Source organism: Pedobacter steynii, from assembly GCF_900103665.1.
GTDB lineage: Bacteria > Bacteroidota > Bacteroidia > Sphingobacteriales > Sphingobacteriaceae > Pedobacter > Pedobacter steynii.
This window is the reverse complement of the sequence record NZ_FNGY01000008.1, coordinates 154,374-169,016: the sequence shown is the minus strand read 5'-3', so window position 1 is coordinate 169,016 and position 14,643 is coordinate 154,374. Positions and strand designations below refer to the sequence as shown.

The window sequence follows — 14,643 nt, the reverse complement described above, 5'->3', positions numbered from 1 at the left end:
GAGTGGGGATACTCGGTTTTCTAAACCTATAACTAAACCAAATAATCGTATGAACAGTAAATGTTTAATTGGTATTCACCAAATTATAGCAAGTTTATGAAGAAAATTTACCTAACAATTTTCATTATAACCGTCGGCTTGCTTACTTATAATGAGGTCAACGCTGCACTGCTTAATGGACCTAAGCATCATTATCATCTGAAATTAATTAAGGGGCAGGTAAAGAACCAATACGGTCTTCCTCTGGAAGGAGTCCGCGTATCGGTTAAAGGGAAGACAGAAAGTGTAGTTACCGATGCCAAAGGCTATTATAGCCTTGAGGCAGATATCGATCATGTGCTGACTTATGAGCTGACCGGGTACGACACCCAGGAACAGCGCGTCAGGGGAAATAACATAGATGTATTTCTCCAGGAAAATGGCAGTACAAGATCTGTCAACGTAGTCAAAGCCGAAACGCTATATGACATTCCTGTCCCCAATGTGAGCAATACACTAAGTGGGCGACTAAACGGACTAATCACCACACAATCTGTTTTTAACGGAACTGACCGCTCTTCATTTCTTTTGAGAGGAAGAAGTCCCTTAGTGATGGTAGATGGGGCGGTCAGGGATATTGACGGATTGAGCCTGAATGAAATTGAAAGCATTACCGTCGTTAAAGACGCCGTTTCATTGGCAACCATGGGGATGCGCGGTGCGGATGGGATAGTGATGGTACGAACAAAGAATGGTTCCGCCAGCAAACCGATCATCAGTTTTTCTGCTCAGACTGCGGTACAGGAATCACTTCAATTGCCTGAATATCTGGATGCCTATAACTATGCCTTGCTGGCCAACGAGGCATCAGCTAATGATGGACGGCCTCAAATTTACAGTGCTTCGGATCTGGAAGGCTATAAGAATGGGACTGATCCTTACAAATACCCGAACGTGAACTGGTATGAGGAGACGCTTAAACCCCGTTATAGTTTCAACCGTTTTAACCTGAATGTTTCTGGTGGTGGCAAATCTGCCCGGTATTTTATCGCATTGGAGAATCAGAATCAAGGTGGTATTTTCAAGGAGGGACCTAATAATTTTAATACCAACAACACCGTCAACCGCTACAATTTCAGGTCAAATGTAGATGTGGATATTGATAAAAATCTAAGCATCGCTTTACGCCTGGCCGGAAAATATGAACAGGCAAACAGTCCTGGGGTCGAAATAGAGGAAATACTAGATCAAATTAAACAAACACCTGCAAATGCTTACCCAATTTTTAATAGAGACGGGTCACTGTCGGGAAACTCGCTGTACACTAAAAACCTTTATGGCCAGCTGTACAATACCGGGTATACGAGAGATAACCGCCGCAACCTGTTGGTGGATGCAGACCTGAACCGGAAACTTAATTTCATCACCAGCGGACTTTCATTGGCAGGTTCCATACATTATACGTCCTATTACAACAATACCGTATTGAGAAACAGAACTAATTTCGCGGTTTTTCAACCGGTGTTAGATCCTGCTACGCAAACGGAAAGCTACCTGCAATTTGGGACCAATGGCAGCTATGACAAGTCCAATTCTTATGGAAACAGTTTTGCAAGGCGTTTAAATTATGATGCCGGGTTAAAGTACAACCGAAGCTTTTCGAAACATCATATTGATGCCGCATTACGCTATACCTGGGATCAGTATGATATCGGTATCATATTGACCCATGCTTATCAGGGCGTGGATGCAAATGCATCCTACGATTATGATCAAAAAATATTTGCGAGTATTTCGGTAAGCTACCAGGGTACAGAACAATACCCTAAAGATAAAAAATACGGAACCTTTCCGGCCCTTTCTGTAGGATATGACCTGAGTAAAGAGGCATTTTTAAAGAACAGCATTTTTGATCAGTTAAAACTAAAGGCATCAGCTGGTTTGCTTGGTTTTGACAGGGCTTTTAATTTTTCTTATCAGCCATACTACGGTACGAGCAGCAATGCCTACTATTTTGGAAGCACAGCTACTGGAATGGCGGGTTGGACCGAGTCTGCATTAGGAAACCCGGCGATTACCTGGGAAAAAACAAAGGTCTTTAATATCGGTGTTGACGCCAGGATGTTGAAGAACAGTTTAGGGCTCTCTCTTGAATATTTCAGACAACATCGGTATGATGTATTGCAGCAGAGAGGCCTGTCCAACCCATTGCTTGGAACAACCTATCCTTTAGAGAATATCGGCGTTTATAATACAAATGGCGTAGAACTGGGCTTAGATTACCATAAAAAATTCGGCCAGCTGGAATTGAGCCTGAATGGAAATCTTCAGTTTTCCAGCAGCAAGGTAGTGTATACAGATGAGCTGCCAAGAAAATATGCTTATCAGCTACGTACAGGCCAGCAAATCGGACAGTCTTTCGGACTTGTCGCCGCCGGACTTTTCCAAAGTCAGCAGGAAATTGACAATAGCCCTGCGCAATTTTCAAGCAAGCTGCAGCCCGGCGACATCAGGTATCTGGATCAGAACGGCGACGGCATAATTAATGAAGATGACGTCACTGCAATAGGAAAGAAGGGAGCTCCGGTTTATTACAGTGCTTCTGCCGGACTAAGGTATCAGAATTTTGATTGCTCTGCTTTGTTACAGGGGATGTCTGGCAGAGACGTCTATTTTACAGGGAATAATGCCTGGGAATTCCAGAATAACGGAAGTGTACAGCAACATCATTTAAACCGGTGGACACCATCAAACGCCGCTACAGCGGACTATCCGCGGTTGAGCTTCGGAACCAATACCAATAACCACAGGACTTCTACGTATTGGATAAAAAACGGAGACTACCTGAGACTTAAAAATGTACAATTGGGTTATACGCTTCCTTCGTCGCTAACACGCCGCGCAAGTCTGAGCAATGTAAGGCTGTTTGCCTCTGCCTATAACGTGTTTACCATCACAAAGCTTAAAGGCCTGGATCCGGAATCACTATTTAGCAATTATCCTCTTTACAAAAGTTATAACATCGGTTTAACCGCTAAATTCTAAAGGAATAACTTATGAAATTACATGGCATATTAACAGCAGTACTGGTTGTACTGCTCCTTTCATCTTGTGAAAAAGATGTCTTAACCCAACTTCCCGTAGAACGTACTGACCTTAGCGATATTTTCAATCCAAAGGATAAGGAAGGAACATTAATCGACGAATATCTGGCCGGAGTATACGCTCAGTTGCCCAATGGTTTTAACCGCATCGGCAATAATTTATTGGATGCAGGAACAGACGACGCATTAAGCGGCAATATCTCGGTAACCGCCGTAGATAAATTTAAAACCGGACAATGGGGGCCCTCAGACTTACCGGAAAATCCATGGGTTGCCTGTTATAGTGCAATAAGGAGAGTGAATGTCTTATTGGCAAACATTGGCAATTCCGGAATTCCCGATTTAAGAAAAGATGCGATCCGTTTTCAGGCAAGAGCATTGCGCAGCATCTTTTATTTTGAACTTGTAAAACGATGGGGAGGTGTCCCATTGCTGGGCGACAAAGTTTTTGTGTTGGAGGATAACCTTCAGCTGGCCAGAAATCCACGGACAGAATGCGTAGATTATATCCTTTCAGAATGTGATTTTTTAAAGGATAAATTGCCTGCTACACTTACCGCAGGTGAGCTGGGGAGAATTTCAAAGGGCGCGATGTTTGCACTCAAGTCGAGATTGCTCTTATATGAGGCCAGTCCGCTATACAACCCATCTAACGATATGCTGAAGTGGCAGGCTGCCGCTAAAGCAGCAGATGACCTGATCAAACTGAACAGCTTTTCACTGGAAAGCAATCTCTCCACACTTTTCATCACCAGAAGCAATAAAGAGTTTATCCTTGCCTATCAGCAGGCAGACAATACCAGTATCGAAAGCTTAAATGAGCCACCGGGTTACAAAAGAGGAGGACAAGGGACGACCAATCCTACACAAAATCTGGTGGATGCCTTTCCGATGGTTAACGGTAAAGCGATTGACGAAACGGGTTCCGGCTACAATGCCGCAGATCCTTATAAAAACCGTGATCCCCGCTTTTATCTAACCATATTCCATAATGGCTATTCCTGGCTGGGAAGTCCGGTTGAAACATTTACCGGAGGTAAAAACAATACGCGGATCGGTATCGGGACAGGAACAAAGACCGGATATTACATGCGCAAGTTTATGACCACGAGTGGTTCCGCTACGGCCTTTTCGAGCGCCACACATAATTTTCCAATTTTCAGATATGCTGAGATCCTCCTGAATTACGCGGAAGCACAGAATGAGGTACTCGCCACACCGGATGCTTCGGTATACAAGGCAATTAATGACATCAGAAAACGGGCGGGTATTACTGTGCTCATCCCTGCAGGGGCATTGAATAAAGAGCAAATGAGGACAGCCATCAGGAATGAACGACGTCTCGAACTCGCATTTGAAGAACATAGGTTCTGGGATATCCGCAGGTGGAAAATCGCAGAAACCGTTTTAAATGGCATGCTAAGAGGGATGAAAATTACGCTAAATTCCGATAAAACACTGAGTTACGATCCGAATGTTGTGGTACAGACGGTCACATTTGATCCGGCCAGAATGTACCTCTATCCGGTACCATATGTAGAAATACAGAAAAACAGCGCCCTTGTTCAAAATCAAGGCTGGAATTAAGCAAGGTTATTAACTGATAGACAAAATTTCATGAAGAAGATATACATCATACTGGTTTGTACACTTAGTGTATTGATGGGCTTCGCCCAAACCAGAACTATAAACGGACGGGTGTCGGACAATACCGGCCCTCTTCCGGGAATAAATATTAAAGTAGAAGGGACAACCATCGGAAGCACTACAGATCAGCAGGGTTTCTATGTGATTAAAAATGCACCCACAGAGGGCCGGTTGATCTTTAGTGGAGTAGGGTATAAACCCAGATCAGAAAAACTACAATCCAAAACTACGTACAACGTGCAGATGGAAGAGAATGTAGACGGACTGAATGAAGTGGTTGTAGTGGGTTTTGGAACGCAGAAAAAGGCAACCTTAACCGGATCTGTGGCCAGTATCAGCAGAAAAGAACTGAAACAAAGTCCGGTTGCAAACCTTACCAATGCCTTATCTGGTCGTTTGCCCGGTCTTTTTGCCCAGCAAAACAGCGGACAGCCGGGTAAAGACGAATCTGCACTACAGATCAGAGGGATCAGTACCTATCGCTCGGGTACAGGACCACTCCTGATCGTAGATGGGATACAGCAGGATAATATTGGCCAGATCGACATGAACGAAGTAGAAAATATTTCTATTTTAAAAGATGCATCGGCGACCGCAGTTTACGGAATACGTGGCGCAAACGGGGTCATCATCGTGACCACAAGACGTGGCCAGACCGGAGAAGCAAAAGTTTCCATTAGCAACCAAACCGGAATTCAGCAGTCTACACGCCTGCCTAAAATGCTCGACGCCTATAACTCGCTTCTATTATTGAAGGAAAGTTATGTCAATGATGGTCAGGCGGCCAATTTCCCTTATACGGATAGTCAGCTTGAAGAATTCCGCCTGGGTACAAATCCTTCTGTTTACCCAAATGTAAACTGGTACAAGGAAGTCATGCGCCCAAGATCTTTGCAAACACAATTTAATGCAAACGTTTCCGGAGGTACAGAAAATGTAAAGTACTTTGTATCTGCAGGAATGATGAACCAGAATGGATTATTTAAAAACTTTAAGGAAAGCGAAACAGACAATACCTATTATCTGAAGCGTTATAATTTCAGGTCAAACCTTGATGTTAAGGTAAACGACAACCTTGATATTGGCCTTGATTTATCTTCGAGGTTAGAAAATATCAATCAACCCCATCCCAATGAAGCCGGACGTTCGGTCTTTAACCAATTGTTGCGTACTGGTTTTGCACCATACTCGTTCCCGGTTTACAATCCTGATGGATCATTTGCTGCGCCACCTCAGGGAAACCAACATCCAAATATGGTTGCCCAGTTAACGCTGGCGGGTTACGACAGGACTTACAATACGGTACTTACCTCCAATTTATCTGCAGTTCACAAACTCGATTTTTTGTTGAAAGGCTTGTCTGCAAAAGGCTCATTTGCGTTCAACAATACGCAGTTCTCAGAAAAAGACCTGTTCAGAAACGGGTATCCAACTTACCGATATAATCCAACTAATGATACTTATAGTTTGTTTAACGCTGCTTATCCCGTGTTAAGACCTTATCAGTTGGGTACAGGTAACCTTGCACCAAGAGTGGCGACCAATCTGGAAGGCTCGCTTAACTATGCCAATCAGTTTGGTCAGCATAACTTAACCGTCCTTGGCCTCTATAACCAAAATACCAGGGTCTATGTAAATGGAAGCGGAGTTCCGGACCCAACCCGTAAAATCAGCTACCTCGGATGGGTAGGAAGGGCGACCTATAATTATGCCAGCCGCTACCTGTTAGAGCTTAACCTTGGTTATACGGGCTCCAACCAATTTAACAATAAAAGCAGATTTGGCTTTTTCCCGGCAGCCTCGGCAGGATGGGTACTTTCCGAAGAGTCTTTTATAAAGAAACAGTTTAAATTCCTGGACTATTTTAAACTCAGAGGTTCCTATGGAATTGTTGGGAACGATAATGTTGGCCTGGATCTGACTACTTATGCCTATTTGAGTACTTATGTGCCCTCTGGTACTTACCAGTTCGGCGAGTCCAATACCAATTACAGTGGATTGGCGGAAGGAAAGCTGGGTAACGACAAACTGACCTGGGAAAAGGAAAGAAAAGCCAATATCGGTTTTGACATGCAGTTGTTTAAATCCAAAGTCAGCATCACATTCGATTACTTCGATAACTACAGATACAACATCATTACCACCCGCACAACAGTAGGAGACCTGGTAGGAATTACCTTGCCGGAAGTTAACATGGGTAAAGTCAGCAATAAAGGGATGGAGCTGGAAATAGGATATAACAATAAGATCGGGGAGATCGGATACTTTGTAAAAGGAAACATTGCAATCGCCAAAAACAAAGTGTTGGAGCGTGACGAAGAACATAAAAAATATCCATGGCTGCAGGCAACCGGACAATCTGTAAAACAACCTTTTGGCTGGACATGGATTGGCTTTTATGAAAGCCTGGATGACATTAAGAACAGTGCGGTGACCACTTTTAATCCCCAGGTAGGAGATTTGAAATATGCCGATCTGAATGGGGATGGAATCATCAATGATGACGATAAAGGGCCTATCGGTTTTCCGGAAGTTCCAAATACCACCTTTGGTCTTTCTTTAGGTTTAAACTATAAAGGATTTGATTTCAGCGTTTTATTTCAGGGCGCAGCCAATAACAGTGTGAGGCCCTCAGATGAATTGATCTACGACAATATCGGGAGTTTCCAGGAACTCCACCTTGGGCGCTGGACGGAAGGAAATGCGGCAAATGCTACTTATCCGAAACTGCACCTGGCGAGTGGCGGTGCGAACAACAGGCCAACAACATCTACTTTCTGGCTTCGGTCTGGTAATTATCTACGTCTAAAGAACTTTGAAATTGGTTATCAGTTAACCCCTTCAATACTTAAACGCATCGGTGTGGGGAGTCTTCGTATCTACGCCAACGGGTCGAATTTATTTACCTGGGATAAGGCACAAATCCTTGATCCGGAATCGCCGAGCGGACGTGGAGAGAATTACCCTCAGCAGAAAATTTACAGTCTTGGATTAAACCTTAATTTTTAGAGATTCATGAAATTACTACAGAACATTACATTAATCGGATTGGCAGTAAGCACTTTATGGTGCTGCAAAAAAGAAGGTGTATTATCAGGCGATACCCAATCCGATATTTTCGATAAAGACGTATGGACGGATAGTGTGCGTACCATGCAGGTGCTCACAAGCGTATATGCAGATCTGGGACCCGAAAGTTATCCAACGCGCATCAATACCTCAAATTCCTTGTCCGAATTTAGTGACGAGTCTGATGAACGTTGGGCAACGACCACAAACACACCTGCCGGAACCTTCCAAAAAGGAAATTACAGTCCAAGCTCTTTGCCTGATCCCTTTAATAACATCTGGAAGAATAGTTACCGTTCTATCAGAAAAGCCAATTTATTCATCAGCAGGGTAGATGAATCACCCTTGTCATCAGGAACAAAGAAACGAATGAAGGCGGAAGCCCGCTTTTTACGGTCCTGGTATTATCATCTGCTGATGAAACACTATGCCGGAGTCCCTTTGATAGACCATGTACTGAGTATTGATGATGATTTTAACCTTCCCCGAAACAGTTATGAGGAATGCGTAAATTACATTGTTAAGGAAATGGACGAGGCTTCCCCAGACCTTCCAATGGAATACACCGGAACTGAAGGGCAAAACTATGGCAGGATGACCAGAGGAGCCTGCCTTGCGTTAAAAGCCCGGGTATTGTTATTTGCTGCAAGCCCCTTATTTAACGGAGGTGCTGCTGATGCAAATCCCGTTTTTGGATACCCTTCCGAAGACAAGCAACGTTGGACAAAAGCTGCCCTGGCTGCTAAAGCGGTTATAGATTTGAATTTTTACGGTCTTTTACAAGGTGAGGGGGGCAATAATACGACGGCGGAAGGATTTTACAATGTATTCCTTCTGCGCGTAAATAAAGAGCTGATTTTTGCAAGGCTCTCCGGAAGTAACCGCACCTATGAGAATTCACATTTGCCGTCGAGCAGGGGTGGAGCATATCATAATTCACCTAACGGAGATTATGTGGATGCCTATCCGATGCGCAACGGGATGCCGATCAATACGCCGGGATCAGGTTATGATCCTCAAAATCCTTATGTAAACCGCGATCCAAGATTTTACCGTTCCGTTATTTATAACGGCGCGCTCTGGTTAAACCAATCTACCAATACCAAACAGCCTGTTTTTACTTATTTCAATGCACCTGGTGATGGGCTTAGCATTCCTTTTGTCACCCCGGGAACGCAGACGGGTTATTACAATAGAAAAATGATGAGTGAAGATGTGACTGGATCAACCGGAGGAACACAACATTTCTTTCCATTTTTAAGGTATGCTGAAGTCTTACTGAATTATGCAGAAGCTTTAAATGAATCCGGACAAACCACTGACGCTTATGAACCTATGCGACAAATCAGAGAAAGAGCGGGCTTATCACCGGCAGCCTTGCCTGCAGGATTAAATCAGGAACAGATGCGCAAATTCATCAGAGATGAACGAAGGATTGAGCTTGCTTTTGAAGATCACCGGTTCTGGGATATCCGCAGGTGGAAGATCGGGGCCAGCACTTATGGGACCATACTCAGAGGAATGAAGATCATCAAAAATGCAAACGGAACTTATAGCTATGAGAAATTTGATTTGCCAAAACCAGCTTCGGTATTTGTAGAACCAAAAATGAACCTCTTGCCAATTCCGGCTGTTCAGGTAAATATTTCAGATAAACTGATTCAAAATCCAGGTTGGTAAAAATAAAAACATAATGAAAACAGCGACTTGCCTGATTACCTTTCTGTCCATATTTTTTGTTCAACCACTGTGGGGGCAGCAGGTGTCCAAAGAACGACCGAATGTAATCATCATTTATGTTGACGATAAGGGCTACGGGCTTCCAGGTAGTTATCATACCGAAAGTTTCTATTCCTGATATCGATAGAATTGGTGAAACGGGAATCCGTTTTACCAATTTCTATGCTACAGATATAACACACATAAAAACCCAATAATTAAATGCACAAATCAATATTCCTATCTCTGTTTATTCTTCTTTGTTTTAAAAGAACCCAGGCTCAAAACCAGCAAGTATCAGCAAGTCAAATTTTTAGTCAGATGAAAGAGGTTGCAGACTGGCAGTGGAAAAATTTAGAAACCGAAGGATGGAAAAACCAAAAGAAAGACTGGACCAATGGCGCAATGTATGCCGGTATGATGGCCTGGAGCCAGTTGGCAAACGACGATATTTATTATAAAAAACTCCTTCAGGTGGGGGAAGATAACCGATGGACAACAGGTAAATACCGTTACTTCGCAGATGATTATTGTGTAGGGCAATTGTATGCGAAGCTATATCGGGTCTATAAAAGACCGGAGTTTATCGCAGATCTCAAAAACCTTGGTGATTCGATTGTGAAATTACCTCATCTGGAACCACTGGAGTGGAAAAATGCCATCTACACACGTGAATGGGCCTGGTGCGATGCGCTGTTTATGGGACCGCCAGCGCTGGCATTCCTTACTGAGGCGACTGGTGATCCTAAATACCTGGATAAGGCAGCGGAGTTGTGGTGGAAATCTACAGAATACCTGTTTGATCAGGAAGAAAAGCTCTATTACAGAGACAGCCGCTACTTCAACAAGAAAGAAAAAAATGGCGCAAAAGTATTTTGGGGCCGGGGCAATGGATGGGTAATTGGTGGATTGGTAAGGGTCTTGTCGGTATTGCCAAAAAATCACCCGGATTACAAACGCTTTGCAAATTTATTTATAGAGATGTCTGATCGTCTGGCCGGATTACAACAACCAGATGGCGCCTGGCATGCCAGTTTGCTGGATCCGCAAAGTTATCCTTCCAAAGAAACCAGTGGTACTGGATTAATCTGTTATGCAATGGCCTGGGGTGTCAACAATGGGCTTATTTCGCATAAAAAATACGAACCTGTAATTTCCAGGGCATGGGGAGCATTAAGCACTGCTGTACATCCGGACGGAAAACTCGGTTTTGTACAACCACAGGGAGCTGCGCCAGATAAAGTTGGCTATGAAGACACCGATGTTTTTGGCGTGGGGGCATTTCTTTTGGCTGGCAGCGAAGTATTTCGCCTGAACCTGATGAATGAAAAAAATACCGTCATTAGTGAGATATATAATTTATCTTCAGTTAACAAGGAACAAACTGTCCGGATAGGATGGAATCAGATCAAAAGGAAGATTAAAGTAGGCGATCCAAAACAATTAATTGCAAGAGATGCGGCAACCGGAGAAATTGTTCCTTTAAAAATTAATTATGAACGGAAGAAGCCTGTTACATTACAGATTGTTGCAGACGTTACTGCAGGATCCAGCAGATTTTTTGAAGTCAGCACCAAATAAAATGATTAATAGGATTCATCATAAGCATTCATGAATATACTTATGATGGCCTCATAACCGATAAACCGAAAATATATTCTGATGAAAAATTATACATATGCAGTTCTGATTGGCCTGGGACTTTTAACTGCTGGTCCTGTTCTGCATGCACAGCAATTAAGAAAAGCAAAACCAGGTGTGACAACAACAGGCGGGCAAGACCGTGAGTACTGGTCAAATCTGCTCTATAAAATCGCGTCTCCAGTCATCTTAAACCTGGCGAACGGAACCTTAAAACAGAATATGCCGGTAGAAGTCCCGCCAGGGCAGAAAACAGATTTCTTTAAAAAGGTGACCTACCTCGAGGCCGTTGGCCGTACCATGGCAGGAGTAGCGCCCTGGCTGGCACTTCCTGATGACGAAACAAAAGAAGGCCTCCTGCGCAAGAAACTTCGTACCGCTTTGCTAAAAGGAATTGCAAATGCAGTTGATCCGGCAAATCCGGATTATTTAAATTTCAGAACCGAAAGTCAGCCGATAGTAGACGCAGCCTATATGGCACAGGCATTTTTAAGAGCCCCAAAAGCACTATGGGAACCATTAGATGCGGTAACAAAAGCAAGAATTGCGGAAGAGTTTAAAACCTTACGTACACGTACCGGGGCTTATAACAACTGGTTGCTTTTCGCTGGAATTAACGAAGCTTTCTTAATGACGATTGGCGAACAGCCCGATCCGGCACGCCTGGAGTTTGCAAAAAGAAAAATTCAGGAATGGTATCAGGGTGATGGCTGGTACAGCGACGGACCTAGTTTGAGCATCGATTATTACAACTCCTATGTAATCCATCCAATGCTCGTTGATTTTTTCAAAGTGTTGTCAGTTAAGAAAAGAATCAAAGAAGAAATGTATGAGACTGCGGTTAAACGCATGGTTCGTTATTCAGAGTTTTCAGAACGGATCATTGGGCCGGATGGCACTTATCCGCCAATGGGCAGGTCTGTAACTTACCGTACTGCTGCTTTTCAGGCGCTGGGCCAGGTGGCATTGATGGAGAAGTTGCCTTCAGAAATCAGCCCTGCACAAGTCAGATCTGGTCTTACTGCTGTCATGCGCCGGATGTTTGATCAATGTGACAACTTTGATAAAGCCGGATGGTTGGTTCTTGGTTTCTGTGGGTCACAACCTGGCATTGCCGATGGGTACACTTCTACAGGAAGTTTATACATGGCCACATTGGGATTTTTGCCTTTGGGATTACCAGCTGACAATGTATTCTGGACAATGCCTGCCGCAGAATGGACGGCTAAGAAAGCCTGGACTGGGCAGCCTTTTAAAAAGGATTATCATGTAGAGTATTAAAGAACGGCGTTTAAAATAATAAAAATGAAATATAGCTTAAAAACAGCTGCCATAATTTTATTGCTGATGGCATCAGTAAATATTGGAAAAAGTCAGGTAGTGCCTATTAACTGGGGTAGTTTTAAAAAGAAAGTACCCCACAATAAACTGACTGATGTGGTAAAAACAACGTTGCTGAATGCGAATAGATTTGCGTTAACCACCTGGTATAATGACCTCAAAAGATATCAGCCGGATTCCAGCGGTTATCTTGACCTGAAAAGCAAATCAAAGGTAAATGAATACCGGTACCGTTTTCCTGCAGCAATGGCCTTTGGTATCGCTATTGCCATTAAAACCGGGATATACGATCCTTCGGTAACCAGGGTTTCCTTGCAGGAAGCTAAAGATAAAGCGGTCCTTATGGTCCGCTCCGTGGCTTATGATCATAAAGTTAACCAGAACCGTAAGGTTTGGGGAGGGGATTGGCAGGCAGCCCACTGGGCTTACTACTCAGGATACGTTGCCTGGCTTTTATGGGATGATTTTTCTGTGAAAGATCAATCTGATATTGTAAAAATGATCGTTGCAGAAGCAGACCGTTTTCTTCCAACAGTCCCGCTTTATTATAAAGACAGTACCGGAAAAGTGATTTTCAAGGGTGATTCTAAAATTGAAGAAGATGCCTGGAATGCGGAACTCTTGTATCTGGCTTCCGTCATGTTACCCAAACATCCACATTCAGATCAATGGCTGCACAAGGCTGTTGAGTATCTGATCGCTGCTACCTCACTGCCTTCAGACCTGCACAATTCAAAAATTATACATGGACGTCCTGTGAGCAGCTGGCTGCAAGGCTCTAATATAGAGGAGCCTGGCTTTGTCATTAATCATGGTATCATTCATCCGATGTATAATGCGCTCGCATCTATGGTAAATGCGCCAATCGTTTTCTCTCTGGCCGGAAAAGCAACGCCGGAAGCAGCCCGCTTTAATCTCGATAAAATTTACTACTCAGTAACGACACACCGGTTTTCCGCTCCGCCATACAGCACTCCGGGTGGGACTATGTACCAGGAAGGAAGTCCGGAGGTTTATTACCCGGAAGGTTCCGACTGGGGTACAGGTGTTTATGATACTTATGCTAATCTGGATATTGCGGCTTTTTCCTATGGCTGGGATCATCTCGCTAAAAAACATAAGGGGAAATATTGGGCAAAACTGCATGTCGACAAAGTGTTGGAGCAACAAAATCGTTTTGCGGACAAACATACCTATGCCGGAGATCATGAAAACAGCTATCCCGGTAGGGAAGAGGCAATCGCCAGCAGAATGGGATCTGCATGGATGACCATTTGGCTACAGCAGCAGGTACCGGTGATTTATGAAAATAAACCTAATTAGCCTTTTCATATTTTTCATCATTTACCATTGATTAAAAACTCGTTTAGTCTTTTAGTCAACTCATTCTGTTTAGGGCAATTGATAAAATATACAAAACCAATTTTCGGATCTTTGTAAAACTGAAATACAGAGATAATAACTGGGACTGCGCGCTTTTATAAATTCTGTTTATCATTACGGAGAAAAATACCTACGGAAAATAATAACTCATCTGACAGGAGGGATGGGCAAACATGGTTTAAGACTGCAGTAAAAACAGCCCGACCGGCTATTCAAAGTATCCAATTACAACTCAAAATATTTAATTTATAATATTAATATTAATTAGTAGTTAATTTAAATAACTTTATATATCTTTGGGACATGAACAACGAGCGGTATAACCTGGTTACTAATCCTGCCTTAATGAGATTTACATTCCAAAGCACTGGTCTGAAAGGCAACACGCAAAAAGCTGTTGAATATACACCTGCTGAAGTAGACGGCCTAAAGTTTTACAATCTGGGCTTTGGGGATGTAAACGAAATAACCGGGGAGTTAGACGATCTTTCCATAACAAACAATGGGGACCGGGAGAAAATATTAACTACGGTTGCTGCTACTGTTCTTCATTTTACTGAACATATGCCCGGATCTTTGGTTTACGCCGAAGGCAGTACTTTGGCAAGAACCCGATTATATCAGATGGCATTAAGAGCCAATATACAAGATATTATTGAAGTTCTTGAAGTGTATGGTTTGGTAGATGACGCTTGGTTTCCGTTTAAAGAAAACGTTAACTATGAAGCGTTTATGGTGTCACGTAAATATTAATTACACT

The 14,643-nt window shown here is 43.2% G+C and carries 9 protein-coding genes; all 9 read left to right on the top strand.

What is annotated here, in order from left to right:
- Window positions 1-96 precede the first annotated feature (96 nt).
- The 9 genes from BLQ87_RS22135 to BLQ87_RS22100 all read left to right on the top strand — a co-directional run bounded on the left by BLQ87_RS22135 (window position 97) and on the right by BLQ87_RS22100 (window position 14,636).
- Window positions 97-3,024: a SusC/RagA family TonB-linked outer membrane protein gene (locus tag BLQ87_RS22135; protein WP_074611103.1), complete on the top strand. Its 2,928-nt coding sequence runs from the start codon at window positions 97-99 to the stop codon at window positions 3,022-3,024.
- Between the two features lie 11 nt (window positions 3,025-3,035).
- Window positions 3,036-4,670: a RagB/SusD family nutrient uptake outer membrane protein gene (locus BLQ87_RS22130; protein WP_074611102.1), complete on the top strand. Its 1,635-nt coding sequence runs from the start codon at window positions 3,036-3,038 to the stop codon at window positions 4,668-4,670.
- 30 nt (window positions 4,671-4,700) lie between these two features.
- Window positions 4,701-7,739, top strand: a complete 3,039-nt coding sequence (locus tag BLQ87_RS22125) for a SusC/RagA family TonB-linked outer membrane protein (RefSeq protein WP_074611101.1) — start codon at window positions 4,701-4,703, stop codon at window positions 7,737-7,739.
- Between the two features lie 6 nt (window positions 7,740-7,745).
- Window positions 7,746-9,479 (top strand): RagB/SusD family nutrient uptake outer membrane protein, encoded by a 1,734-nt coding sequence (locus BLQ87_RS22120; RefSeq protein WP_074611100.1) that lies wholly within the window; start codon window positions 7,746-7,748, stop codon window positions 9,477-9,479.
- Between the two features lie 13 nt (window positions 9,480-9,492).
- The gene (locus BLQ87_RS33860) at window positions 9,493-9,657 is read left to right on the top strand and encodes a hypothetical protein (protein ID WP_172664940.1); all 165 of its coding nucleotides are present in this window, start codon (window positions 9,493-9,495) and stop codon (window positions 9,655-9,657) included.
- Between the two features lie 182 nt (window positions 9,658-9,839).
- Complete coding sequence (locus BLQ87_RS22115) at window positions 9,840-11,099, top strand: glycoside hydrolase family 88/105 protein (protein ID WP_074611099.1); 1,260 nt, start codon at window positions 9,840-9,842, stop codon at window positions 11,097-11,099.
- An 81-nt stretch (window positions 11,100-11,180) separates the two neighbouring features.
- Complete coding sequence (locus BLQ87_RS22110; protein ID WP_074611098.1) at window positions 11,181-12,440, top strand: DUF2264 domain-containing protein; 1,260 nt, start codon at window positions 11,181-11,183, stop codon at window positions 12,438-12,440.
- 24 nt (window positions 12,441-12,464) lie between these two features.
- Window positions 12,465-13,823 (top strand): hypothetical protein, encoded by a 1,359-nt coding sequence (locus BLQ87_RS22105; RefSeq protein ID WP_074611097.1) that lies wholly within the window; start codon window positions 12,465-12,467, stop codon window positions 13,821-13,823.
- 363 nt (window positions 13,824-14,186) lie between these two features.
- Window positions 14,187-14,636 carry a DUF6934 family protein gene (locus tag BLQ87_RS22100; protein ID WP_074611096.1) on the top strand — a complete coding sequence of 150 codons (450 nt, stop codon included), beginning with the start codon at window positions 14,187-14,189 and terminating at the stop codon, window positions 14,634-14,636.
- Window positions 14,637-14,643: the final 7 nt, after the last annotated feature.